The sequence below is a fragment of the Pseudomonas sp. EB271-G4-1 genome (genome assembly GCF_058791355.1).
Genome location: NZ_JBYTEO010000016.1, coordinates 87,695 through 114,408, shown reverse-complemented (window position 1 = coordinate 114,408; position 26,714 = coordinate 87,695). Strand labels below are relative to the sequence as shown.

General features: G+C 59.9%; 21 protein-coding genes. 3 read left to right on the top strand and 18 right to left on the bottom strand.

From position 1 onward, the window contains the following. Window positions 1-374 precede the first annotated feature (374 nt). On the bottom strand, window positions 375-1,073 hold the full coding sequence (locus tag AC3WWR_RS10815) for an ion channel (RefSeq protein WP_020800278.1): 699 nt from the start codon (window positions 1,071-1,073) through the stop codon (window positions 375-377). Window positions 1,074-1,320: 247 nt separating this feature from the next. Between AC3WWR_RS10815 and AC3WWR_RS10810 the strand changes: the two genes are divergently transcribed. Further along, window positions 1,321-2,454, top strand: coding sequence for an aminotransferase class V-fold PLP-dependent enzyme (locus AC3WWR_RS10810; protein WP_020800279.1), 1,134 nt, complete (start codon window positions 1,321-1,323; stop codon window positions 2,452-2,454). Between the two features lie 479 nt (window positions 2,455-2,933). Next, a complete protein-coding gene (locus tag AC3WWR_RS10805) occupies window positions 2,934-3,677 on the top strand; it encodes an SPOR domain-containing protein (RefSeq protein WP_492598691.1) in 744 nt (247 codons plus the stop codon). 354 nt (window positions 3,678-4,031) lie between these two features. Here the strand turns inward: AC3WWR_RS10805 and AC3WWR_RS10800 are convergent, their stop codons facing one another. Then, window positions 4,032-4,886: a helix-turn-helix transcriptional regulator gene (locus AC3WWR_RS10800; protein ID WP_110754600.1), complete on the bottom strand. Its 855-nt coding sequence runs from the start codon at window positions 4,884-4,886 to the stop codon at window positions 4,032-4,034. A gap of 188 nt (window positions 4,887-5,074) precedes the next feature. Beyond that, the gene (locus AC3WWR_RS10795; protein ID WP_033040282.1) at window positions 5,075-6,046 is read right to left on the bottom strand and encodes an XdhC family protein; all 972 of its coding nucleotides are present in this window, start codon (window positions 6,044-6,046) and stop codon (window positions 5,075-5,077) included. A gap of 90 nt (window positions 6,047-6,136) precedes the next feature. Here AC3WWR_RS10795 and AC3WWR_RS10790 point away from each other — a divergent pair, with 90 nt between their 5' ends. Next, window positions 6,137-6,916, top strand: coding sequence for an alpha/beta fold hydrolase (locus AC3WWR_RS10790; protein ID WP_492598690.1), 780 nt, complete (start codon window positions 6,137-6,139; stop codon window positions 6,914-6,916). A gap of 16 nt (window positions 6,917-6,932) precedes the next feature. On the opposite strand, the gene AC3WWR_RS10785 is transcribed toward AC3WWR_RS10790, so the two are convergent. From AC3WWR_RS10785 to AC3WWR_RS10715, 15 genes are all read right to left on the bottom strand, one after another. Next, window positions 6,933-7,556, bottom strand: a complete 624-nt coding sequence (locus AC3WWR_RS10785) for a UbiX family flavin prenyltransferase (RefSeq protein ID WP_020800285.1) — start codon at window positions 7,554-7,556, stop codon at window positions 6,933-6,935. Then, a complete protein-coding gene (locus tag AC3WWR_RS10780; RefSeq protein ID WP_248679434.1) occupies window positions 7,537-8,493 on the bottom strand; it encodes a LysR family transcriptional regulator in 957 nt (318 codons plus the stop codon). Before AC3WWR_RS10780 ends, AC3WWR_RS10785 begins: the two co-directional genes overlap by 20 nt. Before the next feature lie 20 nt (window positions 8,494-8,513). Further along, entirely contained in the window at window positions 8,514-9,956 is a 1,443-nt protein-coding gene (locus AC3WWR_RS10775; protein WP_492598689.1) for an aldehyde dehydrogenase family protein, read from the bottom strand. A gap of 14 nt (window positions 9,957-9,970) precedes the next feature. Then, window positions 9,971-10,729 (bottom strand): SDR family NAD(P)-dependent oxidoreductase, encoded by a 759-nt coding sequence (locus tag AC3WWR_RS10770; RefSeq protein WP_151141318.1) that lies wholly within the window; start codon window positions 10,727-10,729, stop codon window positions 9,971-9,973. An 11-nt stretch (window positions 10,730-10,740) separates the two neighbouring features. Then, window positions 10,741-12,090: an MFS transporter gene (locus AC3WWR_RS10765; RefSeq protein WP_492598688.1), complete on the bottom strand. Its 1,350-nt coding sequence runs from the start codon at window positions 12,088-12,090 to the stop codon at window positions 10,741-10,743. A gap of 78 nt (window positions 12,091-12,168) precedes the next feature. Beyond that, on the bottom strand, window positions 12,169-13,602 hold the full coding sequence (locus tag AC3WWR_RS10760) for a UbiD family decarboxylase (RefSeq protein WP_492598687.1): 1,434 nt from the start codon (window positions 13,600-13,602) through the stop codon (window positions 12,169-12,171). A gap of 74 nt (window positions 13,603-13,676) precedes the next feature. Further along, a complete protein-coding gene (locus AC3WWR_RS10755) occupies window positions 13,677-15,095 on the bottom strand; it encodes a sodium:solute symporter family protein (RefSeq protein WP_492598686.1) in 1,419 nt (472 codons plus the stop codon). A 194-nt stretch (window positions 15,096-15,289) separates the two neighbouring features. Beyond that, window positions 15,290-16,093, bottom strand: a complete 804-nt coding sequence (locus AC3WWR_RS10750; RefSeq protein ID WP_020800292.1) for an enoyl-CoA hydratase/isomerase family protein — start codon at window positions 16,091-16,093, stop codon at window positions 15,290-15,292. A gap of 19 nt (window positions 16,094-16,112) precedes the next feature. Continuing rightward, window positions 16,113-17,651 (bottom strand): AMP-binding protein, encoded by a 1,539-nt coding sequence (locus AC3WWR_RS10745; RefSeq protein WP_492598685.1) that lies wholly within the window; start codon window positions 17,649-17,651, stop codon window positions 16,113-16,115. Window positions 17,652-17,656: 5 nt separating this feature from the next. Next, entirely contained in the window at window positions 17,657-18,157 is a 501-nt protein-coding gene (locus AC3WWR_RS10740) for a (2Fe-2S)-binding protein (RefSeq protein ID WP_008060977.1), read from the bottom strand. A gap of 1 nt (window position 18,158) precedes the next feature. Then, window positions 18,159-18,965 carry an FAD binding domain-containing protein gene (locus AC3WWR_RS10735; protein ID WP_083348596.1) on the bottom strand — a complete coding sequence of 269 codons (807 nt, stop codon included), beginning with the start codon at window positions 18,963-18,965 and terminating at the stop codon, window positions 18,159-18,161. Further along, the gene (locus AC3WWR_RS10730) at window positions 18,962-21,958 is read right to left on the bottom strand and encodes a xanthine dehydrogenase family protein molybdopterin-binding subunit (protein WP_083348595.1); all 2,997 of its coding nucleotides are present in this window, start codon (window positions 21,956-21,958) and stop codon (window positions 18,962-18,964) included. Before AC3WWR_RS10730 ends, AC3WWR_RS10735 begins: the two co-directional genes overlap by 4 nt. A gap of 154 nt (window positions 21,959-22,112) precedes the next feature. After that, a complete protein-coding gene (locus tag AC3WWR_RS10725; RefSeq protein WP_432669285.1) occupies window positions 22,113-24,332 on the bottom strand; it encodes a putative bifunctional diguanylate cyclase/phosphodiesterase in 2,220 nt (739 codons plus the stop codon). 292 nt (window positions 24,333-24,624) lie between these two features. After that, window positions 24,625-25,023, bottom strand: coding sequence for a YfeK family protein (locus tag AC3WWR_RS10720; RefSeq protein WP_020800297.1), 399 nt, complete (start codon window positions 25,021-25,023; stop codon window positions 24,625-24,627). 55 nt (window positions 25,024-25,078) lie between these two features. Beyond that, window positions 25,079-26,653, bottom strand: a complete 1,575-nt coding sequence (locus tag AC3WWR_RS10715) for a phospholipase D family protein (protein ID WP_492598684.1) — start codon at window positions 26,651-26,653, stop codon at window positions 25,079-25,081. Between the last annotated feature and the right edge of the window lie 61 nt (window positions 26,654-26,714).

Below are 26,714 nucleotides of genomic sequence, written 5' to 3'. Positions count from 1 at the left end.
ACGGCTCAATTAACGCGTCGTCAGTGGAACGCAGAGCGTCCCTGGCGGCATTCCCACGCAGAGCGTGGGAACGATCAACCATAAGCCGCCGTTACCGCAGCAATGGATATGTACGCAGGCAACCAATTTCACACAGGGCTTCCTGTGACGCCCCGCATCACCGTCGCGCACGGCTCAATTAACGCGTCGTCAGTGGAACGCAGAGCGTCCCTGGCGGCATTCCTTTGCTGCGCGTGGGAACGATCAAACCCAATCTGTCGCATCGACCGGTTGAATTCACAATCAGGAGCGGCCCTTCGTGACATGCAAAAATCGGCCTTGGCAGTTGGTCGCAGGTGCTAACTGAATAAAATACGACCCAGGCAACGCGAGAGTCACTGGGTCTGGTTCGTCGGATAGAGACCGGCAAGCCGCGCTATCACCACGCCAACGTAGAAGACCCCTGAAAACTCCTCGACCATCACCAGTGAGCGGGCGTGGTTGGTCAACGGGAGCACATCACCGAAACCTGTGGTCGTGAGCGTCGTGAGGCTGAAATAGATCAGTTTGAAAAAAGTGCCGGGCTGTTCGAAGTCGAGGTGCGCAGGGCCGAATGAGCCAGCGCTGGAGATCTCGACCAGGGCATAGACGAAGGACCAGACAAAGGCCAGCATGATGTAACCCGCAAGCGCGCCATGCAGCTTGTCGGCTGTGATGGGGCCGCGCTTGAGGATATAGCGAAGCACTCCTGTGAACGAGACAGCAAGAGACGCCGCAAACACTATCCCGGCAACGAAAAGAATCGCGATACTTCCAGCCCACAACGCCGACCATTGAAGACCAACCCCAAGCAACGCCAGGCCCAGTTTGAGGATGAACCCCCGCCGCGTCTGCCTGGTGGCGAAAGCGCCCACGAGCAGCACGATTGAAAACAGAGTGCCGAGCAACGTGCGAGCAACTATGCCGTCCTCAAGAAAGGGAAACAGGAGGATCAATCCTAGTAGGAGCAGCAATAGATAGGTACAGGGTCCTCGCCCTATCACCATCTGACCTAAATCCTCGTCGGATTCGCCTTTATCTTGCGGATTCGTCATAGATGTTTCCCATGGACCGAAGCAACGCTCGAGACCTGTCGCTGCACGGTGGACAATCTGACCTGGCTTTTGGAGGGCCGACAGTGAAATTCTAGTCGCGAATGCCTGTGAGAGGCGTCAGCCTGACAGCTATGGGTTGATGCCTGCGGCTCGACAGAACTCGCCATTCAATCCCGGCAATCTTGTCATTTGCCAAGGCTTAGGGCAGGGTCGATACCAATGACATCTCTGCCAAAGGAGTCACTTCATGTCAAAGCTATATCCCAGTATCGATCCTGAGGGGCTGGTCGAGTACTCAGTGGTCTACACCGACCGCTCGCTCAACCACATGTCGCAGTCGTTTCAAGGCGTGATGAAGAACATTTCCAAGACCCTGAAACAGGTCTACAACGCCCAGGCTGTTGCGGTGGTCCCGGGCAGCGGCACATTCGGCATGGAGGCGGTGGCGCGACAGTTTGCCACCGACCAGCAGTGCCTGGTGATACGCAATGGCTGGTTCAGTTATCGCTGGAGCCAGATCCTTGAGATGGGCAACATCCCGGCAGCCACCACGGTGCTGAAAGCCCGACCGGTCGAGACGGGTCGCCAGGCTGCCTACGCCCCACCCCCTCTGGACGAAGTGCTGGCAGCCATTGCGGCGCAAAAGCCGCAGATTGTCTTCGCCCCCCACGTCGAAACCTCATCCGGGATTATCCTGCCCGACGACTACCTGCGGGCCGTCGGCGACGCCGTGCACGCGGTGGGTGGCCTATTCGTGCTGGACTGCATCGCCTCTGGCACGCTTTGGGTCGATATGCACAAATGCGCCGTCGACCTGCTGATCAGCGCACCGCAGAAAGGCTGGAGCGCGTCCCCTTGCTGCGCCCTGGTGATGTTCAGTTCCCTGGCCCTCGAGCGCATCGAGCAAACGCAAAGCAGCAGCTTCGCCTGCGACCTGAAAAAGTGGCTGCAGATCATGCAGGCCTACGAACAGGGCGGACATGCCTACCACGCGACCATGCCCTGCGATTCCCTGGCGCGATTCAACGAAGTGATGAAAGAGACGCAAGCCTACGGTTTCGACAAGGTCCGCGACGAACAACAGGCGCTGGGCGATCGGGTGCGCGCCATGCTGACCGGCAAAGGCATCAAGAGCGTGGCCGCAGCCGGCTTCCAGGCCCCTGGCGTCGTGGTGAGCTACACCGATGATGCCGACATCAAGAGCGGCAGGAAATTTGCCAACCACGGCCTGCAGATCGCCGCCGGAGTGCCGTTGCAATGCGACGAGCCGGCCGACTTCCAGACCTTCCGCATCGGCCTGTTCGGGCTCGAAAAGCTGAACAATATCGAGCGCACGGTCAATATCCTCGAGCAAGCACTGGACGAAGTGATCGTTAACTAAGCCCTCGCCTTGCCTGCAGCATTTACCGGTTTTGTGAATGCCAGGCAGTCATCCTGCCCTGGGCCCTGCCGGCCCAGGGCGTTGATCTTTGACCAATATGACCCTGTAACCCTGGGCAGAAATCGGCCAGGAGCAGATTAATCTCGAGAAGCGTTACTTGCCGCTGGCGTCGAGATAAAAGGTGGCCGAGAGCAGGCACTTTGGTCACGACTTCATCTTAAAAACAAGTGTTTTAATGGATCACCCTGACATCCATCTGATACGGTTTATTTTCGACCCCCTGAGCCGTTTTTCGTTAAGCAACAGTCTATAAAGTGCAAGCCCGATATACTTTAAAACAACAAAAAGCAGCCAAATGATTTTGGCGCTTGGGCACACTGACGCGCCCAAGAACTTAATTATCCAGGATCAGCAATAGAACCTGTTTCATCAGAAAGAAATGGGAAAAACTACTATTCACCCAATGTGGAGAGAGTGCCGTGCGAAAGCTTGGCTTGGGCTTCCTGGTCACTGGCGTTTTTGGGCAACTATCAGTACTCCTATGGACCTACACGTCCACAGGACCCACTTGTCAAAATAACGTCGACAATTCATACATCCAGCAAAAAGTGACACAGCTCGAACAACTACTCGATGAAACCAGTCATAAAGTGGCGAAAGAGCTCAGTACAAAACAGTTCAATGAGCTCGCCCCCATTGCGAAAAACGGATTCGATATACCCGATTCAACGGAGGCTGACGCCTTACAGCCGTTGTTCGAAAAACCAGCCGAATCACCCGTACTTACGCTGCCTTCATTGCCCACACCGTCTCACAAATGGACGATTGTGCTCAGCGGCCTGATTACGTTTACCGGCCTGCTCCTGGCACTCTTTGCCCGCAAAAAAACGTTTGACCCGCAATGGCATGTCTTTCGCACCGTGCCAGGATCGCTAATCACGCTGGAACGCCCGTGCTTGACTTGCGGCGGCTATATTTCCCACGCTGAAAAACCTGCCTTGGCCACGTCTTCATCCGGCCTGTGGGTGATTGAAATTGCGTTGAACACACCCAGCCGACATCGCGCCAAAGAAGCCATTCAACAGCTGGAGTTGCCGGTAGCGCGTAAAGAACACAACTTTGTAGTCATCGGCCCTTATAAACAGAAGCAGGACGCGGCCCGAGTCATGAAAGAGCTGAGTGAACATCATGGTGTGAGAGGATGGATGATGGCGGGAAATTGATAGCGTTCTATTAGCGCCTCATCGACCTCGAACAATCGGCTACTTATTTCAGGGCACAAGCGAGCATCGCAAAGGACGGTAGAGCCGAACTCGCCCGTGAAGAATTTCCTGACCGCCCATTACAAATTCAATTTGAACTCAGCGAGTCAAACTCCTGACTCGCTGAAAACTGCGAACTCTCAGAATAAAATTTGAGTTGAAGCGTGAAGTACACATAAATGAGATTGATGACTTCCCGAATGAGTGGCAGACCCAATAACGCCTGCAACTATCCAAGCTACTAACCCTCAATATTCAAACCCAACTTCAACACCGGGAATTATTTCCCAAAATACCCACCACCCTCCTCCCGGTTCAAACCGGCGCGTAACAATCCACTACACGCCGATACTGGCTGGGAGAAGCACCAATATGCTGACGGAAAAACCGTGTGAAATGACCTTGCTCGGAGAACCCGAGGTTCTCCGACAACAGGCCCAATGTTCCACTGCGCTCACGCTCAAGCCAGGCAAAAGCCCGGCGCATGCGCGCGTCGTTAAGCAAAAGGGTCGGCGTCATGCCAGTGTCTTTCTTGAACAGCGCAAAGAAGTGCGCCCGCGACAGTCCACACGCCCGTGCGGCGTTGTCGATCGGGTTCGGATCATCGAGGTGCTCAAGCAGCCAGGCGATGCCACGGCGCACGCGCGCGTCCCGGAATTCACCTGAGCTCGGCGCCCCCAGTTGCGACAAATGCCGCCAGCTGGAAAAGTCCTCGATCAGTTCGATCAGGAAATCGAACAGCATGAATTCCATGCGCTCTTTCGGCACGATCCCGCAACCATGCGCTTCGGCGACCAGGATGTCGGCCAGGGTGCGATTACGGCTCGACAGCTCAATGCACGGCTGGGCAAAAAAGTCCGGCCGACCGCTCAGCGCCAGCGACTGCTGGGCAGTGGCCAGCCAGGCGGGCTCGATGTAGAGCGCCAGAATGACGGTAGCACCGGCACCCGGCTGCGGATCATAGAAATGCGGCTCCCATGCGTTGACCAGCACCGCCGTGCGATCACTGAGCGGAACCCGCCGACCGTTAACGTTGAAGTAAGTGTCCTCGCCAGACACTTTGACCAGCACATGGCATTCGGAATGGGTATGGGTGACCAGCGAATGATCCATATTCAGCAAGGCGACCCGGCCAAACCTGCCGTGGAAAACCCGTTGGGCTATCGACATCAGATTCCTCCGCTCGCTTGAAGCGATATTGTTATCGGCCTCAATGCATTTCATCAGGGCGTCTATCTATTTCTCAAGCCCGTCGATCGGTCCATGGTTCAGCAACACTTGGCTGGCCACTATCGCGCGCGAATGACCAAGCGTCTACCTCGACTTTCGCAGCCCCCTCGTTCGTCGGAAAAACCGCCCTACAAGGCATGGCGTTCTTTGCCGTGATAAACGCGCAGGATATCGGCCACCACCGCCAGGGCAATTTCCGCCGGGGCCTTGCTGCCCAGATCGAGCCCGATGGGCATGTGCAAACGGGCGATCTGTTCATCCGTCAGACCACCGATGCGCTTGAGCCGCTCGGCGCGCTTGGCGGAGGTTGCCTGGGACCCCATGGCGCCAATGTAGAACGCCGGGGTGTGGACCGCTTCCATCAGCGCCAGATCATCGATTCGCGGATCGTGGGTCAGCGCCACCACCGCGGTCGCCGCGTGGCAACCCCCCGCGGCAATGAACATCGAGGGCAGCACGCGCTGCATCTCCACGCCTTCGAGCTGGACATGCAGCATCTCTTCCCGGGGGTCGCAGGCGATGACTTCGCAGCCGATGGCGCGGGCAAAACTGGCGCAAACTTCAGCGACCGGCGAGAGCCCTGCCAGAATCAGTCGCAAGGCCGGTCCAACGCTGATACGCACCCTTTCGTCGACGACTTGTACCCGTTCGCTGCCGTGTCCGGTGTCCGGGTCCAGGCGCAAGGCACCGCTGCTCAACTCGACGTGACGCAGCAGGCGGCGCTGCCCCAGTAACGCCGCTTGTAGACTCTCCAGGTGTGCGATCCATTCGAGACTGGCAGCGCGGTGCTCGACCAGCACAATCAGCACACCCCCACAGGGCAATCGTAGACGGTGGCGTTGCTCGACGCTGTCGCCATAACTGACGATCTGCGCCGGTTCGCGTAATTCACCACGCGTCAGGCTTTCGAGAAACTCCTCTTCGACGCAGCCACCCGACAGCGAGCCGACGTGTTCACCTGCACCATTGGTCACCAGCATCGCACCCGGCGCACGCGGCGCCGAGCCATAGGTGGAGAGCACCGTGCACAGCCACTGGGACTGTCCGGACCGTGCCCATTGCAGTGCCTGGTCGATCACCTGAACATCGAGATGGCGCATGTTTTCAGTACCTCAAGTAATGCGTGGTGCTGCATGCAGGGTTACGTTTACGGTAACCTGCGAGCAATCCTGTTCAATTGTTGGTTCAACATGTCGCCACAACAATTTTTGCAACTTGGGCCGGTGCAGCTGGAATATCGCCAACTGCCTGGGGCTGACCCATCGCGACCGACGCTGGTGCTGTTGCACGAAGGCCTGGGCAGCGCCAGCCAATGGAAAGACTTTCCCCTGCGCCTGGCCCAGACGAGCGGTTGCGGTGTGGTCACTTACAGCCGTCAGGGTTATGGGCAATCGAGCCCGGTGACCCTGCCGCGTCCGCTGGACTACCTGAGCAGCGATGGCCCTCGTGAACTGCGGCAATTGCTCGATGCCTTGCAACTGCCGCAAGTGGTCTTGCTCGGTCACAGTGACGGTGCATCCATTGTCCTCGCCTATGCCGCCGCCAACGATCCGCGCGTGTTGGGCAGCATCGCACTGGCGCCTCACGTGATTGTCGAGGCGCAGAGCCTCGATGGTATTCGCCACACCACTGAGGTCTGGCACCAGGGCGAATTGCGCGAACGCCTGGCACGCCACCACGGGACCAATGTCGACGGCGCTTTTCACGGTTGGAGCGACAGTTGGTTGCACCCGGACTTTTCCCTGGTCGATCTCGAAGCGCAGTTGGCTTGTATCGAAAAGCCGCTGCTGGTCATTCAGGGTCGCGAAGACCACTACGCCACACCCGAGCAACTGCTGGTCATCGAGCGACAGGTGCCTGGGCCGTGCCGTTGTGTGTTGCTGGATAACTGCCGGCACTTTCCCCAGACCGAAGCAACCGAGCGGACCTTGCAGCTGATCTGCGAATTCCTGGAGCGCCTCCCCGCCTGAATGCACCGAGCGTGACTTAATCATCGACCACCTCATCCAGCGTTGCTACGCGCTCCGGCAGTTCGCGCCAGCGACGCACGACCCCCAGTTCGATATCGAACATGTCCAGCACCCTTCCTACAGTGTGATCGACCATGTCTTCCAGGCTGGTCGGCCTGGCATAGAACGCTGGCACTGGCGGAGCGATCACTGCGCCGAGTTCAGATAACTCGGTCATGCTGCGCAGGTGATTGCGGTGCAATGGCGTCTCGCGAACCATCAACACCAGGCGCCGGCGCTCCTTGAGCACCACGTCGGCGGCGCGGGTCAGCAGTGTCGAGGTCACGCCGCTGGCGATCTCCGACAAGCTGCGTATCGAACATGGCGCGATGATCATGCCCATGGTCTTGAACGAGCCGCTGGCAATGGCCGCGCCGATGTCCTGATTGACGTAGCTGACGTCAGCAAGGGTTTTGAGCCGAGACCAGGACATCTCGGTTTCATGGGCCAAAGTAATCAGCGCTGACTTGCTGACCACCAGATGGGTTTCAATCGGCGTGTCGCGCAACAGCTCCAGCAGACGCACGCCATAAACGGCGCCAGAGGCACCGGAAATTCCTACGATCAGCCGCTGCGGCCGGCTACTTCCCGGAGCGCCCATGGTCGCCCTCCTCTATCGGACCTTCTTTGAAGAAATGGATGGTGTCGAGCGCGGTGGTCATGGTTTTGCCGATCATCTCGATGAACAGCATTGCCGCCGGGGTCAGTGGTCGACGCGCGTCGTGCACACACACCATGCGCCGGCTGATCCCGGGTGCGGCCAGCGGATAGGCGCGCAACGCGCCTTCGTGCAATCCGCGATGCAGGACGGTTGCCGGCAGCACGCTGACCCAGTCGCTGCGACGCAAGAAGTCCTCGATGACCGCCAGATCATCCACCTCCAACTGCGGGGTGACTTCAACGCCTTGGGCGGCAAGGTGTTGGTCGATCACCCTGCGCAACCCGTGACGACGCGAGGGCAGCACCAGTTTGAACCCCGCCAGACTGGTCAACGGCAATGGCAGCGCTCCGCTGAGGCGATTGGCTGCACCGGTGGCGACCAGTAATTCCTCATCGAAGATGTCGTGGCCGATCAGGTGCTCATACTGGAAGCTTTGGTTGATGACCGCGAAATCCAGCATGCCGTTCAGGACCTTCGCGATCAGTTCCTGGCTATAGCCCGAGGTGACGCAAAGTTCGACCTGCTGGTGATGCTCGACAAAATGCGCCAGGGTACTGGCCAACGCATTGTTGGCGGCAGACGCGATCAGCCCGGCGCTGATGCGACCGCCAATCTGGCCACTACGGTCGATCAGAGTCTGACGCGCCGCCAGCAGCTGGCCAAGGATCGGCATGAACAAGCGATAAGCCTGATCTGCGGCCTCGGTCGGCGCCATGCCTTTGGAGCTGCGCTCGAACAATGTCTGCCCGAGTTCTTCCTCAAGCCTGGCGATCTGCATCGACAACGCCGGTTGCACGATATTCAAGCGCTGCGCCGCCCGGGTGACGGAGCCCTCTTCGTAGAGGCAGGTAAAATACTTCAGATGGCGCAGCTCCATGATCACCCCCGCGTTCGCGCTCAACCAAGCGTGCCGACGTTCTGATAAATGTGTTTGAGCTCGCTGAAATCCAGCAGCGCATCGACGCCATGCAAGCGCCCCAGACCGCTCTTTCGGTAGCCACCGGTTTCCGCCTCGGCGAACAATTTGTTGTGGTCGTTGAGCCACACCGTACCGTTGCGCAGTGCCCGAGCGACACGCCAGGCGCGAGCGCCCTGCTCGGTCCAGACACTCGCGGACAGACCGAACTCGGTATGGTTGGCGCGCGCTACAGCCTCGGTTTCGTCTTCGAAGGACTCCAGTACCAGCAACGGGCCAAAAATTTCTTCCTGGCAAAAGAATGCGCTGCTGTCGCGATGGGCGATCAGCGACGGCGCGAGAAATGCGCCTTTGCTGAGTTCACCCTGCGGGCGACCTCCGGCCAGCAGCACTTCGTCACAGCTGTCCAGCGCCTCGCCAATGCGCCGCTCAACGCTGTCCCGCGATTGCCAGTCGATCAGCGGTCCCATGTTGTTCGCTGGATCGAGGCCATTACCCAAGCGGATCTGCCCCAGTGCGGCGCTCAGCGCGGTTTTCATTTCAGCAAAACGGCTGGCATGCACCAGCACGCGCCGGGCAGCAGTGCATTGCTGGCCAGAGATAATGGTGGCCGCCGCTGCCAGTTTCGGCGCGATGGCGGCAATATCGGCATCTTCAAAGACCAGGCAGCAAGATTTCCCGCCCAGTTCCAGCGAGAGCTTCTTCATAGTCGCCGCGCAGTCGCGCATGATGCGCTGGCCTGTCGCGGTCGAGCCGGTGAAGCTGAGCACGTCCACCCGTGGCGAAGCCACCAGATGCGCTGCCCCGGCATGCCCGCTCTCGGCAAATAGATTGACCGCCCCGGCCGGCAGGCCTGGCAATGCGAACAGTGGCTCGAGCATCGCCGCATTGAACAGCGCGGTTTGCGGCGCGGGTTTGATCACCACTGTGCAACCCGCCGCGATCGCTGGCGCCAGAGCACGAACCAGCAGCACCGCCGGGGCATTCCATGGAATGATCAGCCCGGCCACCCCGGCGGGTTCGCGCAGCATGCTGGAGAACTCACCGGGCGCGACTTCGAGCATGTGCCCCGGGTTGTGCCGGGCCAGGCCGGCGTAATAAAGAATCTCGGAAATCGCCCCGCCGATCTCCCCTCGGGACTGCGCCAATGCCTTGCCGTTCTCGCGGGTCAGCAATTGCGCGAGTTGCTCCTGACGCGCCTTCAGGGCGGCAGCCCACTCCAGCAATAGCTGCTGACGCAGGCGTGGATTCTGCGCCCATTGCGGGTTGTTGAAGGCTCGGGCAGCCGCTGCCACCGCTGCTTCAGCTTCGGCCTCGCCGCCGTCGGCAAAGCACCCGATCAGTTCGCCGTTTGCCGGGTCGAGACTGTCGGTCCAACGATCCGCTGAGGTCCATTGTCCATCGATGAAGTGTTGGCTTTGCATGAATCCTCCTTCAATCAATGGGTCACCGAACCGCCGTCGACCACAAGGGTCTGGCCGCTCATGAAATCACTGTCGGTGCAGGACAGAAACAGCAGCGCGCCGATCAGATCCTGTGGCACTGCTTCGCGTTTGATGCAGCGGCTGGCAATGTTGTTGCGCACAATATCCCCGGCCCAGGCGGCATTGGCCTGGACGTTGGCGCTCATGGTCAGGCCAGGCGCCAGGCAGTTGCAGCGGATGCCGGCGTCGCCGACTTCTCGCGCTATCGAGCGTGTCAGGGCAATCACCGCGCCCTTCGACGCGACATAAGCCGCCATCATCGGCGCGCCTTTGAAGGCCGTCGCCGAGGCAATGTTGACGATCTTGCCGTAGCCCTGACGGCGCATCACCGGCATAACCGCCTTCGCGCACTCGAAGGAACCGCGCACATTGACCGCCATGATCCGATCCCATTCCGCCGAGCTGGTCTGCTCGAACGGTTTGAGCTCCAGGGTGGCGAACAACGCGGCGTTGTTGATCAGCACGTGCACACCGCTGAACTGCGCAACGGCTTCCTCGACCATCGCTTGCACGGCGGCACCGTCGGTCACGTCACAAGCGATCGCCAGGGCCGTACCGCCCTTGTTGCGGATCGCGGCAGCGGTTTCGTCAGGCGCGTTCAAATCGCAAAGCACCACCGTCGCACCCTCGGCCGCCAAGGCCTGGGCATAAGTGGCACCGATGCCTTGCGCGGCACCGGTAATGATCGCGACTTTTCCATTCAATCTGCTCATTGCGTTTTCCTTTACTTGAAGTTGCCTTGGGTTTCCGGAATCACCACGCTGCCGATCAGGTAGATCACCGACAGGCCGGCGGCGAAAATCGCCAGCACCATCGGGATCTGCGCGGGACTGCTGCTGAACAGGGACACAAAGGTCGGCATGGTTCCACCGAGGGCGAAACCGATGTTCCAGGACAATCCTGTGCCGCTGGCGCGCAGCTCGGTGCTGAAGCGTTCGTTGAGGAAGATCAGGATCGGCGCGATGATCGCCCCGCCCATGAAGGCGATGCCCACGCAATACAGCGCAGTGCGGGTCAGCGAACCCGGCTCGGCGACACCGAGGAACATCATCGGCAAGCTCACCAGGTTAATCACACCCAGTAGCATGAAGGTCTTCTTGCGACCGATCAGGTCACTCAGGTAACCGAAGGCCAGTGCTCCGACAATGGTTGCCACCGACCCGTACATGAGCATCTGCGAAGTTTGCGTATGGGGCACTTTGGCGACCACGTTGAGCAAGGTCGGCAGATAACCGCAGGCCAGGTAATACGTTGCTCCGCCGCCGAATGTAATCAGCAGATTGACCAGCATCACGCTGCGGTACTCGCGACCAAACAGACGCTTGAGCGGCGACACGACCACTACCGCCGGCCCCTTGGTCTTGCGCGCTTGTTGCAGTTGCTGCCAGACCGGGGTTTCTTCCAGATAGCGGAACATCACCAGCCCGAAAAACGTGCTGAGCAGCCCGCAGAAGAACATGAAGCGCCAGCCCCAGACGTCAAATTCACCCCCGGGGAAAATTTCCGACAACACCAGGTAAGTGAACGACGCCAACAGCGCGCCCATGCCGGCACCGGCACCACCGATCAACCCGGACATCAGGCCGCGATAGCGCGGCGAGATGGATTCGGTGCCGATGGTGTGAGTGGAGGCCACGATGCCGCCAACGAAAATGCCCTGAATCACCCGCAATAGCAGAAACAGTATCGGGGCCAATATGCCGGCCTGATGAATGGTCGGCAGCGCGCCAAACAGTGCCGTGGAAATACCGACGCCGACCATCGACACCATCAACGCTCGCTTGCGGCCGTGCTTGTCGGCATACGCGCCGAAGATTGCCGAACCCAGGGGGCGCACCAGCAGGGCCACGGCGAATGAGGCGTATACCGCGGCCAGCGACAGTGTCGGGGTGTCCGAGGGGAAAAACATGCGGCCGATGATCGGCGCCACGTAGAGCAGAATGAACAGGTCAAACAAATCCAGCGCCCAGCCGAATGTCGAGGCAAATGCCGCCAGTAAGGCCTTGCCCGGTGGAATCTGCGGTGTATCGATAGCGGCGCTGGTTGGCGATGCAATTGTTGTTGTCGTGGTCATGGTTGCCTCACGCAAGACGTGTCTTGAGTTGGTTGGAACTATCGGAAACAGGCCGCCGAACTCCAGCGGCCACCGGGTTCAATCGTGCATCTGGAGCACGCGCTGCCAGTCCTGCGGCGCCGCGTGCGCCACCGTGTCGAGTTCGACTTCCTGTTGGCCTGGCACCTGGATTCGTTTGAAGCGCATGGTCGGTGCCGACAGCGGCACCGTGGCGTCATAGCCCATCTTCGAGCCGACACCGTCACGGGTGGAGGGGTCGAGCTTCGAGCCCTGGGACTCGTGGATCAGCACCAGGTCGCGGTCGGCCTGGAAACGGGTGGCAATCGCCCACTCGACTTCGGTGGGGTCATGAATGTCCACATCCAGATCCACCACGGTGACGTGCTTGATGTCGTAGTGACCGCCCAGCGCGCCGAGGATGACGTTCTTGCCCTCACCCTCGGAGCGTTTGTCGATCTGCACATAAAGGTGATAACGACACACTCCGCCCTTGCTCAGATGCACGTCACGCACGCACGGAAAGCTGCGGCGCAAGTGCGCGAGCATGGTCGCTTCGCGCGGGATGCCGCCGAGCAGCAAGTGCTCCAGGCCGCCGCCGACGATGGTGTGAAAAATCGGGTTGTGACGATGGGTCACGGCGTCGACTTCGATCACATGGCGCTCGGCGCGCTCGCCGTAGTACTGCGGAAACTCGCCAAACGGCCCTTCCATTTCCCGCGCCTTGGCCAGCAACCGGCCTTCGATGACGATCTCGGCATCGGCAGGCACGCGAATCTGGTTGGTGACACAGCGCGTCACCGCCAGCGGCCGGCCATGCAGCGCACCGGCAATTTCCAGTTCGTCGTGATCGATCGGCACGATGGCCTGGGACGCCAGCAAGGTCAGCGGATCAGCGCCAATGACCACCGCCACGTCCAGATCCTCTCCCAGCGCCTCGACTTCCTGAAAGAAGGCCAGCGCATGGCGTGGCAGCAGCAGTGCGCCCAGGCGATTTGGGCTGCTCACTTGCAAGCGGTGAATCGAAACGTTCTGTACCCCGGTGCGCGGGTTTCGGGTAATCAGCAGGCCAGCGGTGATGTAAGGGCCGCTGTCGTGCTCGTTGTGGGTGGGAATTGGCAGTAGTTTGTTCAGGTCGATCTCGCGATGCACCACTTGCTGACAAGCTGCATCGCCGACTTCGCGCCACGGCAGCGGATTGAGGCTGGCGACTTCGAAACGCGCCAACACTTCAGCGGACTCCACGCCCATGGCTTCGGCCATCCACTGCCGGTCGGACAGCAGGCCGGACACCACCGCAATCGAGTGGCCGCCAGGCTGGGGAAACAGTGAAGCGCTCTTGCCGTCCAGGCGATTGGCAATCGCTGCAACGCCGAAACGCAGGTCCACGCCGGGGCGTATCATTGCCAAGCGCTGCTGGCGCTGCAAATGGTCGAGCCAACCACGCAGGCTGGCGCCTGCTGGCAGGTCCCCGGCCATGTCGGCTTCGGGGGTGGAAAGAGTCACAGGCTGCATGGCCTTACCTCGTCATTATTGTTCTGGTGGCATGCCCGGTCACCCGACGGCACGCCCGTTGAAATCGCTGGGGTTCAGCTTCCGGTTGCGCTCGCACCGATGGGTTTGGCGCTGTCGGCTCGCTCGGGCTTGCCACCCCGCAGCAAGTGGCTCAGGGTCATGATCACGAGTGGCGTGGCCAGTGCGATGTAGGCGTTGTCGATGCCGTAGGGATTGCCCATCAGGAACCAGCCGATGGTGATGATCAGTGACGCGATGATGCTGATGAACGCACCCTGCCGCGTGCCGAATGTCGGCGCGTAAAACACCATCAGCACCAGTACCGCGAGTGAGGCACGCAAGGCCTTGGCGAGGAAAGTCACCACCAGAACGTCGGAGGCGTACAGCGCCAGCGTGATGGGCAGCAGGCCGGCGATGATGGTCGCGGTCCGGGCAAAATTGAGGTTCTTGCGATCATCACGTTGTGGGTTGAAGAACGGTTGATAGAAGTCCTTGAGCAACAACGTGGCGATGCCCATGGTGAGCGCGGCCATGGTGCCGAACAGCGCCCCGGCCAGTCCCGCAACGACGATCCCGGCCATCCATTCGTGCATGTGCCCGAGGATTTGCGGAAAGGCCTGCAACGAGGGAATCTGCGGAAACAGCACCGCACTGCACATCCCCACCATCGCGGCGATCAGGCCGTAGGGAATCAACATCAAGGCACAGTAGAAACTCGCGTGCTGGGCCTTGCGCCCGTCGCTGACGGTATTCACCGCCTGCACCACGTACTGGGTGGCGAACGTCGCGCCGATACCGGCCACCAGCCAGGCGAAAATCTTCGGCCAACCGACGTTACCGACTTCGAACATCGGCGCTGGCAGTCGCGCCACCAACTCGCCCATGCCGCCGACCTGGCTCAAGGCAAAACCCAAGGCGAGGATGATCCCGGCGTACATCATCAATGCGTGCAAGACATTGGTATAGATCACCGAGCGCATGCCACCGATGCCGACGTACAGCACCGAAACAATACCGACGATGATGATTGCCGACGTCCGCTCGATGCCCAGCAAGGTCGCCAGCACTGCCCCGCCGCTGGCATAAATCGAGACCGCAACGATCGATAGCGCGCAGATCATGATCACTGACGTGGCAAAGCGTACCGGCTCGCCGTAAGTGCGGGCCAGCGCCCCGGAAATGGTGTTCTCGCCGAGGTCCTTGTACTTCTTCGCCAACAGCATGGAGAAGATCACGAACCCGACGCCCAGGGCCGCGATGTTCCAGGCGGCGGAAATGCCATAGGTGTAGCCCGCCTGGGCTGTACCAATGCTCGCGGTGGTGCCGATGAACTCGGACATCATCAGAAAACCGATCAGCACCGCCGGGAAGTCCTTGCCTCCTGTTGTAAAGTTTTTTGCGCTTTGTGTAGAGCGTCGAACCCACAAACTGATCAACGCCAAGACCACCATGTAGGCGGCGACGATGGTTAGTACCAGCCAGCTAGAAGCCATAAGTGGAACTCCGATTTTTATATTTATTGGACGGATTTCGGTGCAGCCGATCTCACCCTAAGAGCCTCGCTACAGGTTTTCCATTAACGAATATTGATGCGCCCTATCAGTTTCAATGAAGGGGCGGCAGGCCCTGCTGCGCAGGGGCGCACGCCGTTACCGACGTGCTCCCGGGCCTGCTCGCCGGTACGCATTTACTCGCCGGTGAACACTGCCGCACGCTTGCTGTGAAACGCTTCCACGCCTTCCTTGAAGTCCTTGGAGCTACGCAGGCGGCTGTAGCAGTGACCTTCCATTTCGATCGCGACAGTCAGCGGCGCATCTTCGTTGTCGTTGATCAGTTTTTTTGCCGTGCGCTGAGCCAGCGGCGAGAAGCGACGCAGCTCATCGACCAAGGCATCGACGGTGCTTTCCAGTTCGGTGTCCGGCACGACCTCGGTAGCGATACCCCAGGCATAGGCCTGGTCGCCCGTGATGCGTTTGGCGCGCATTACCATGTGCTTGGTGCGGGTGATGCCGATGATTTTCTGCAAGCGCGCGGAGCCACCCGAGCCCGGGATCTGACCCAGGTTCTGCTCAGGCAAGGCGTAGCGCGTGGTTTGCGACGCAATGCGGAAATCGCAGGCCAGGGACAGTTCGAAACCGACGCCGAAGGTGTAACCACGGTTGGCCACGATCACCGGTTTTTCGCAACGTGCCGGTGCCGCGACGTTCCAGGCCAGCTTGGAAACGTGCTCTGGCGACGCTTCAAGAAAACCCTTGATGTCGCCGCCGCTGGAGAAGTGTTCACCCACCGAGCGCAGCACGATGACGCGCACGTCCTTGTGTGCATCGAGGGCTTCGAAGACCAGGCGCAGCTGATCGCGCTGTCCCATGGAAATGACGTTCAACGGCGCCCGGTTGAGGATGATGTCGGCGCGCTCGCGGGACACATCGACTTCTACCTGGAAGCCATCGAATTGAGTCTCGAGAAATTGCTGGATCGATTGTTGTTGCATGGGAGTGTCCTCTGGATGATTAGCTGATGGCCTTCAAGGCCTGTTCCTGGAATTGGGCCAGCAGCACGCGCCGCAGCACCTTGCCAACGGGAGATTTTGGAATCTGGTCGATGAACTGGTAACGCCGTGGCCGCTTGAATTTGGCCAGGCCCGAAGCAATGCAATGGGCATCGAGGTCGCATTCCGAGACTTCGGCGCGCAGCTTGATGAACGCGGCAATGATCTTGCCCCACTGCTCGTCGGGCAGGCCGACCACCACCACTTCTTCCACTGCCGGGTGCAGGGAGAGCATGTTTTCGATTTCCGCCGGGCTGACGTTTTCGCCGCCGGTGATGATCAAGTCATCGACCCGACCCGTAACGAACAGATCGCCCTCCAGATCGAAGTAGCCGATGTCACCGGTGAAATACCATCCGTCACGCAACGCCTTGGCGGTCGCTTCGGGGCGGTTGAGGTAGCCTTCGAACGCCTCGTCACTCGCCAGGTCGGCGATGATCTGGCCCTCCTCCAACGGATTGGCCTGCACGTCTGCCGTTTCTGCATCGAGCGGCACCACGCGCACTCGCTGGTTCATTGCACTACGCCCTGACGAACCGGGTTTGCGGCTGGCTTGCTGGTCGATGGTGAAGGTGTAGATTTCCGAGCTGCCGTAATGATTGACGAACAATTGCGGCTGGAACGCCGCCTCGACGCGACGCATCAAGCCGTCGCTCATCGGCGCACCGGCAAAGCCGATTTTCTCCACACTGGCGACTCGCTCGCGGGCGAAGGCCGGGTGTTCGATGAGCATGTGGTAGAGCGTCGGCACCAGGTACAGGTTGCTGACTTTTTCCCGCTCGATGGCCTGCAGCGTGGCTTCGACGTCGAACTTCGGCACACAGACAAAATGTCCGTCGATCAGCGCCATGGACAACAACGAACGCACGCCCATCGTGTGATAAAGCGGCATGACTCCCAGCGTGCACTCGCTCTGGCGGTAAAGGTTTTGCGCTACGTGGGCAACCGCCGCGGCGCGTTCGCATCGGTGGCGACGCAGCACGCCCTTGGGCTTGCTGGTGGTGCCGGAGGTGTACAGCAGCAGTGAAAAGTCTTCGGCGTTGGCCTGCAGAATGATTGCCGCAGGCGCTTGCGAACACAGTTCCTCGAAACTCAGGTCGGAGTCGGCGGCACGCAGACCGGCGGCGATCCGTGGCAGCCTTGTGGCGGCGCTGCAACCGGCTACGGCGGCCACGGTCGCGTCGTCGTAGGCCAACGCGCGGATTTGCGCATCTTCGATGCAGTAGCCCAGCTCATCGGCAGTCGAACGCCAGTTCAACGGGGTCATGACGATGCCCGCAAACTGACAGGCCCAATGCAGGGTCGCCATTTGCCAGCGGTTCTGCATCGCTACCAGCATTCGGTCGCCGCGTTGCAGCCCCAGGCGTTGCAAGCCCCTGGCTGCGCTCTGGATATCGACGAACCAGTCTTCATAGGTTTTCTTCAATGCACCGTCACTGACCGCCACGGCGTACGGTCGGCGTTCAACGGCTGCGAGGAAGCTGCGTCCGAGATCGAACATTTTTGTTATACCCCTTTGTTCGTTTGGCGCTGGGCGGCGACTTCGAGCACGGCCTGGACGATGCCGGTGTAGCCCGTGCAGCGACATAGATGCCCCGAAAGCATGTCGCGTACCTGGGTCTCGTCCGGGTTGGGTACCCGTTCGAGGAAATCCACGCAGGACATGAGAATGCCCGCAGTGCAAAAGCCGCACTGCAAGGCGTGATGACGGCGAAAAGCTTGTTGCAGGTCGCTCAGTGTGTCGTCGTCGGCCAGGGACTCGACGGTCTCGATACGCCGCTCGTGCCCCTGTACCGCGAGCATCAGGCAGGAACGCATGGCGACTCCGTCCACCAGCACCGTGCAGGCACCGCAGACACCGTGTTCGCATCCGACATGGACACCGGTGGCACCGAGGTCGTGGCGCAGGAAGTCGCAGAGTTGGGTGCGCGGCTCGGCCAGCGCTTCGCGGGAGCGGCCATTGAGTTCCAGGCGAATCGGAAAGGTTTGGTCGGCAGTTACACGCATGTCAGGCTCCTTCGATCAGCTGATGACCCAGCTCGCGAATCAGTTGGCGGCGATAGGCAGCACTGGCCTGCACGTCGTCTTGTGCATCGAGCGACCAGGCGGTTTGATTGAGCGCGTCGGGCAGCGCCGCACCACGTGGCAGACTGCGACGTTGCGGACGGTCGGCGACCCCGCCGATGCCGAGTTCGACCTGGTCCGTGCCGATGGCCGCGGCCAGGGAAACAATGGCGAAGTCACCGTGGCGCATGGCGATTTCACGGAAGCGATAGGTGATGCCTTCGCGCTTGAGCGGAAAGCGCACCTCGACGACCAGTTCATCCGCACGCTTGTCGGTGGTGAGAATGCCCTGGAAGAAGTCGGCAGCCTTGACGATGCGCTTGCCTTTTTTCGACTCCAGGACGATTTCGCCGCCCAGCGTCACAAGGCACAGTGGCAACTCGGCGCTGGGGTCGGCATGAGCCACCGAGCCACAGACGGTGCCGCGATTGCGCGTCTGGAAGTGACCGATCCAGGGCATGGCCAGTGCCAATAAAGGCACCTCGTCCATCAGGCTCGAACGCGCCAGCAACTGCGCCTGTCGCACCCCGGCACCGACAGCCAGGCAATCGTTGCGCAGCTCGATATAGGCCAGCTCATCCACATGATTGATATCGATCAGCAATTTTGGTTGAGCCAGGCGCATGTTCAGCACCGCCATCAGCGATTGGCCACCGGCGATGATGCGAGCTTCCTGGCCGTACTCGGCGAGCAACTCAACCACCTGACGACGGGTGTCAGCCCGAACGTAATCGAAAGCCGCCGGTTTCATTGCGCACCTCCCTTGCCAAACAGCACGCCGAGCGAGGCACGCAGCCGCGCCCACCAACCGGTGGAGATGGCTTGGCCGCTGACCCGTTGCGACAGGCGAGTAAATATTTGTCCGATGATCACTTTCGAGGCCCCTTGCAACATTCGGCCGCCGACTGCGGCGACTTTGCCGCTGACCGCCACCTGGTATTGGTATTCCAGGCGTGTGTGGCCATTTTCCAGTTCAACGAAACGCACCTGGGCCTGGCCTTGGGCCGATCCCATGGAGCTGCTGCCGGATCCCGACAGACGCAACGAATGCGGCGGGTCCAGATCACTCAGGGCAACCTTGGCCTCGAAGCGCGCGCGGATCATGCCGACGCCGACGGTGACGTCTGCGCGGTAACGGTTTTCGCCTTCGAGCACGAGGTCGTGGCAACCGGGAATGATCGCCGCCAGCGTCTGCGGGTCGAGCAAGGTATCGAACACCTGTTGCGGCGAGGCAGGAATCACCACCGAGTCGTTGGCCCGCAGTGCCGGTCCACCGGCGGCTGCGTCGAGGTTGTCATCGGCTTCCATACCGGCGGGCCGTGGCGGTTCGTCGATGCCAATGAGCGTGCGTACTTTCGATGGCGTCAGTGGCAGACGGATGTCCGAGCGACCGAGAGCGTCGGCCACCGCGTTGGCGATGCACACCGGCGTGCTCATATTGTTGCCCTCGCCCACACCCTTGGCGCCCAATGGGGTGAAGGGCGATGGCGTTTCCATATGCAGGATCACCGGTTCGATCACTTCCGGTGCGGTCGGCACCAGGTAATCGGCGAAGGTCCCGGAGAGGAAGCTGCCGTCCTCGCCATAGGCGAACTCTTCCATCAGCGCCGCGCCGAGGCCCTGGGTGAAGCCACCACGAATCTGTCCATCGACCAGTGCCGGGTTGAGCAGGCGGCCGGCGTCATGGCAGGTGACGTAGCGATCGATGTGGATCTCGCCGGTCATGCGGTCGATTTCCAGACCACAGATGTCGAAGACAAAGCCGTAGCACAGTGAGCTATTGACCTGATCCTGGTCGTCCGGCGCCACCAGTTGCGGCGGGCTCCAGAAGGCGGTTTCGCGCAGGCCGCCGCTTTCACCTTCCGGCAGCAGGCCCGGCGACCAGTGGGTCGCACCGGCAATCCGATGGAATGGCGCCACCGCCCCGCCATTGACCACAAAAATCTTGCCGCCGGCGAAACGAATATCTTCGGGACTGGCCTGCAACTGCTCGGCGGCAATTGCGGCGAGGCGATCGCGGATCTTCAGCGCGGCCTTGTAGACGGCACCGGCCACAGCGCCGGCGAAGCGGCTGGAATAGTTGCCCGAGGCAATCGACCAGGCGTCCTTCTGGGTATCCAGTTCGACGTTGACCACGATGGATTCCAGCGCCACCCCCAGCACTTCGGCGACGACCTGAGCGACAGTGGTTTGATGGCCCTGCCCCTGCGGTGCCGAGGACACGTGCACACTGACGTCACCCAATGGGCCGACGTTGATGGTGGCGGTTGCGACAGCACCGTTTTTCGGACCGGCCTTGCGCCGCTCTTCGGGTGTCATCGCGGTAGTGATGTAGCCCATGTTGGAAATCGAGGGTTCGATCACGGCGGCATAACCAATGCCATAGATTCGGCCTTCGGCACGGGCCTGATCACGACGCTTGAGCAACTCGTCGAGACCGCCATCAGCGACTGCCAAGGCAATGCCTGCCTGGTAATTGCCGGAGTCGAGCAACGCACCGGCGGCCGCGCGATAAGGGAAGGCATCGGCCGGCACCAGGTTACGGCGAATCACGTCCAACGGATCGAGTTGCAACTGCACGGCGATGTGTTGCAGCAGCCGCTCCAAGGCGAAATACACCTGCGGGCCACCGAAACCACGGTTCAGGCCGGAAGGGGTTTTGTTGGTCAGCACCACGCGGTTGCGCACTTGCAAATTGCGGATCGCGTAGGCCCCCGTCAGGTTGCCGTGCATGCGGTAGAACGTTGCCGGTTCGGGCGCTCTCAGGTAGGCACCACAGTCGTCGATCTGGTCATAACGCAACGCGGTGATACGGCCATCGGCTTCTACCGCCGCTTCAATCTCGGTCACCCGATTGGTCGCAGAAGAAGCCCCTTGAAGATGTTCCAGACGGTCCTCGACCCACTTCACCGGTGCGCCGACTTTGCGTGACGCCAGGCCCATCATCACGACGTAAGGGAACACGCCTTGCTTGATGCCAAAGCTGCCGCCGGAATCTTTCGGTGTGCGCAAACGCAAGCGGTTGCCAGGCACATTCAGTGCCCGGGCCATGACCGTGTGCAACGCATAGGGACCCTGGAAATTGGCCAGCACGTCATAGATGCCAGTGGCGCGCTCGTACTGAGCCAGCACCACATAGCATTCAATGGGTGTGCAGGAACTGCGCGGAAACTTCACTTTGAGCGAGACCTTGTGCGGCGCCTGCTCGAACGCCTGTTCCGGCTCGCCATAGCGAAAGTGCCGTTCGTTGACCACGTTGCTGCCGACCGCTTCGTGCAGGATCGGCGCCTGTTCGGCGGTGGCCAGTTCAGGATCGATGATCGGCGACAGCCGCTCGTATTCAACGCGCACACCTTCGATGGCGTCCTCCGCCAGATAGCGGCTCTCAGCGATCACCACGGCCACCGGCTCTCCGACATAACGCACCTTGTCGACGGCGACGCACCAGTGCTCCATCGGCTGACGTACACCTACCGGGAAAGGCAGCGCCCAGCGTTTGACGTCTTCGCCGACCAGCACGCCGTGCACGCCTTTCATCAGCAGCGCTTTGGAGAAGTCCACCGAGGTGATCCGCGCATGAGCGTGGGGCGAACGGATGATCGCCGCATGCAGCGTACCCGGAGGAATGGCAGCGTCATCGGCATAGCAGCCGAGGCCGCGCAACAATGCGGCGTCCTCGACCCGGGCCTGGCGGGCGCCGATGTGGCCGGTCTGGCTTTCGGTAGCAGGTTGGAAACTAGTCATTTTTTCGCGGCTCTTGTTGTTTTGCAGCGCGATAGCGTTAGAGCCGAGTGTGTGAGAAAGGCGCAGGGAGCGCCTTGCCTGGGGAGATGGAGTTCTGCGCCAGGGTCTGAAAATTTGCCTTAGCGTCTGATTTTCAGGATGGGGACCGGCCAGGCTAGCCGGTCAGGGATAGGCAAGCGGGATGACACAGGAACGCTTCGATTTCTGCACAGGGCATCGGTTTGGCAAAGTAATACCCCTGGAAGACATCGCAGTGACTGCCCGTCAGGAAATCCACTTGGGACGCCGTTTCCACCCCTTCGGCGACCACCGTCAGGCTCAGGTGGTGTGCCATGGAGATGATGCCCTGAGTGATGGCGGCATCATGACGATCAGTGCTGATTTCCTGAATGAACGAGCGGTCGATCTTGATCTTGTCTATGGGCAAACGCTTGAGGTAGCTGAGGCTGGAAAAACCGGTGCCGAAATCATCCAGGGCAATGCGCACCCCGAGCGCCTTGAGCCGGTGCAACGTGTCGATCGCCTGTTCAGCGTTATGCAACAGAATCGACTCGGTGATCTCCAGCTCCAGCTGCTCACGCCCCAGACCATATTTCTCCAGGGCGGCTTGGACACACTGGACGAAATTGCCACGCTGAAAATGCATCGGCGAAATATTCACCGCCATCGAAATGCCCGTGATGCCCTGCTCGCCTAGCTGGCGCAGATGCGCGCACGCCGTATCGAGCACCCAAAGGCTCAGCGGGATGATCTGGCCACTGTCCTCTGCCACCGGCACAAACACCGCCGGTGAGATAAATCCCTTTTCCGGGTGCTCCCAGCGCAGTAACGCTTCGATCCCGACCACCCGTCCCGTGCGCGCGTCTATCTGCGGTTGATAATGCAGCTTGAACGACTGGGTTTCGATAGCCTTTTGCAGGTCATTGCGCAGGCTCGCATGCTCACAAACGCGCTGATTCAGATCGCTGGTGTACCACTGAAAGTTGTTGCGCCCGTGCTGCTTGGCCTTGTACATGGCCATGTCAGCCTGCTGGATCAGCTGCATCGGCTGCTCGATGTAGCCATCGCTCAGGGTGATGCCGACACTTGCACTCACATGCAGGTCAATGCCCTGGATGCAGTAGGGTCTGGCAATGCTGGCCATCAAGCGCTCGGCCACCGGTACAACGTCCTCATCACGAAGCAGGTCCGGCAGCAGCACGATAAATTCATCACCGCCCATGCGCACGATGGTATCGCCGGGACGAACCTGCTGGGTCATGCGCTGCGCCACCTCGATCAGCACCTGATCGCCGAAGTAGTGCCCGATCGAATCGTTGATGGATTTGAATCCATCCAGATCGATGCACATTACCGCCAGACGACGCTTGCGCCGACGACTGATGTGACAATCCAGAATCAGCCGGTCTTCAAGCGAAACACGATTAAGCAAACCGGTCAGCCGGTCATGGCTGGCGTTGAAGCTCAGTTGGCGCTCGTAATGCTTCTGCTCGCTGATGTCCCGGGCTATGCCAAACACCCCGACGATCTCGCCGTTGACCATGATCGGCAGGTTAGAGATGTCCAGGGTCAGCAGTTTTTCACTCTCGTCGAATACCCGTGCCTCGAAACGTTGAGGTTCTCCGGCGCGGGCTGCGGAAAAATGCTGAGAGACCCGTTGCAGGTCTTCTTCGAGCACCAGATGGGAAAAGTGATGGCCAATGAAATCGGTTGCAGTCTGCGGTTTGAGCTTCAGGCCTGCAGGATTCACACTCTGGATGTTGCCGGCCAGATCGAGGGCGAACACCGGGTTGGGGTTGTAGGTGAACAATGAGCGAAAACGCTGTTCGCTGGCCTCCAGCCGTTGGCCGTCACGCTCATGGCGGATCGCAACGACTGCCAGTTGGGCTGCAAAGGCCAGTCGTTGAATCTGCGCCTCGTCCGGCGCATTGACGCGGTTCTGGTACAGGGCAAATGTACCCAACACGTTGCCTTGATGGGAGAGCAAAGGCACCGACCAGCAGGAGCGCAGGTTATGCCCCAGCGCCAGGCTGCGGAAACGCTCCCAGTTCGGGTCCCGGGCGATGTCTTCGGTGACCACAAGCTCGCGCCGGAACGCTGCGGCGCCGCAGGTTCCTTCCCGGGGACCAATGGCCATTCCATGAATCGCGTCACTGTATTCGACCGGCAGGCCGGGCGCCGCGCCGCTCAGCAAGTGTGTGCCCGCGGCATCAGTGAGCAGGATAGAGCAGAAGGTTTCGGGGGCCTGTGCGTCGAGCATCTGGCAAATGGCGCAGAGGATGTCGCCCAGATGATGGTCGGTCGCGATCATGCCGAGAATGTCACGTTGCGACTCGGCAAGTGTCTTGCTGTGAGAGCTAGGACGAGTATTCACGATTGTTCCTGAAGACTCTCGAGGTCGTCCGTCTTCAGAGAGCCTGAAATAGTGGGCGGCCGATCACTGTCCACTAGTGCGTCGGACGCGCACTCTATAGAGCAGCGACTCGCTAAAAAAAGACTCAGATCCAACATAAAAAACCGTATCAGATGACCGCCGTCTGGCTGACTTCGCTTTCTCGACGTGCGGCACTTTCTCGGCCAAGGCGAGGCCGCTGGCGCCAACGCGCACCAAGCGACAGACGGCCGTCCTGCTTAACATCCTGCGATCCTGTGCATTCCTTTGCGACTCAATGAAGTTGCCGTTGCCTCTGTAGTTCCCGCTTCAACCAGATGCTTGCCGGTTCTACACCTTGCGAACATCGAACCTCATAATTGCGTCCACTTATACTGCTTTTAGTGGCTGCAAGATCAATGAAGTCTTCTGCACTGTTCAACATGTTCTTGCCTTCGAGGTAATCCAGCTTCTTCTCCAGGTGCGCCCGAGCGCGGGGACCTGGGTATTCGCTTCCATTGCGCACAAACTGACACTCACTGCGTTCGACAAAATCCAGCAAGGCCTTTATCTCTCGAGTGGTTTGAGGTGTGACTTGAGCCTGCACACCCGTGACGATTGCGACGAGGCTGATACCCGCAGCCATCATCAATTGGCTGATAAGCCGCGCCGTGCCACCTACCCACATCCGCATGATTCATCCTGGTCACGAAAGTAAAATGAAGGGAGTGACCTCCAGTATTTTCTCGCTATAACATTTTCTCCAGCCCGATATTGCTGCTGAGCCACGAACTGAAGCGTCGCCACCACCCCCCCGGCTCAGTGGTCAACGTATGTTGTTTGCCGTCATCCTCGGTGACCCAGACCAGCTGTGTATTTTCCAGCAGGACATGATAACTGAGAGGGGGTGCCATGCCTTCCAGGGCCAGTTCGCGCACCCGTCCGGCGAGTTGCGGGTTATCCACCAACACCCCGACTTCGGTGTTCCACAATAATGAGCGCGAATCGAAGTTGTACGAACCAATGAAAGCTTTCTGCTGGTCGAAAATCATCGCTTTGCTGTGCAGGCTGGAATCGGAACTATTGGAGGATCCGTTGTGAAAAAGGTGTGGTCCGTTGTCGCTGTCTCCATTGTCGCCGGACTGGCGGCGTAATTCGAACAACTGCACACCATGCTTGAGCAAGGTTTTGCGATAAGGGGCATAGCCACCGTGCGCGGCAGGCACATCGGTGGCTTCCAGTGAATTAGTCAGCAAGCTGATCGACACGCCAGCGTCGGCACGACGGGTCAAGTACAGCAACCCCGGTTGGCCGGGCACCATGTAGGCAGAAACCAATATCAGCTCCTTGGTGACCCCGTTAAGCTCAGGTGCCAACTGGGTGGTCAACAGCAAGTGCGGGGCTGGTTCGCCCTTCGACAAAACCTTACTCGGTGCATCCCACATCGCCTGGTTCCAGGCCCAGATCAGCTCGCGGCGCCAGTCAGGCAGGCGCGGGTGAGTGGTGTAGGTCATCAACTGCTGGTACAGAGCAGGATTCTGTTTACGCGTTTCCTCGAGGGATTCGTCCAGTCGGGTCCGGGTATTTTTCAGGTCCCTGGTGGTTAGCCGGGTCGAGAGAAACTGCTCGATCGGCTTGCTCAGGGCACTGTTCCAGTACTGGTCAAAACTATGACCCAACTGTTCTGCAACCGGGCCGACACTGAGCATGTCAATGTCGGTGAAATTCTTGTTGGGCTCGGCATCGAAATACTCGTCCCCCAAATTGCGCCCTCCGACGATTGCCACGCTGTTGTCCACCACCCACAATTTATTGTGCATGCGCCGGTGTTGCTGCGACAGGTTCAACAGCCGGCCCATTGTTCGCGTCACGACAGTGCTGCGGCCCAAATGCAGTGGATTGAACACGCGGACCTGAATCTGCGGGTGGGCAGCCAGCGTCGCAATGATTCGTTCCAAGTCATCGCTGGTCGTGTCATCGAGCAAAATCCGCACACGGACTCCCCGGTCGGCGGCTTCGAGCAGCTCGCTCACCAGTATCCGCGTAGTGATACCGTCGTGGACGATGTAATACTGCAAGTCGAGGCTGCTTTGGGCGTTACGGATCAGCTCGGCGCGGGCTGTGAAAGCCTCTGCACTATCGGATAGCAAGCGAAAGCCCGATTGGCCCTGATGGGGGGCTACCTGGGCCTGAATAGAACGACCGAATGCCGAATCCCTCGCAGGCAACGCCTGACTGGGTTCGTGAGGGACATTGAGTGTCGTGCAGCCACCCGATAGCAAGGCGAGTAACAGGAGAGCTGGCAGCGGCTGTTTGATTCTCACGGAACGTACACCGGGTGCTGGCGATCAGGGATGCCGGATCCCGCAGAATGGACAGTGGGTA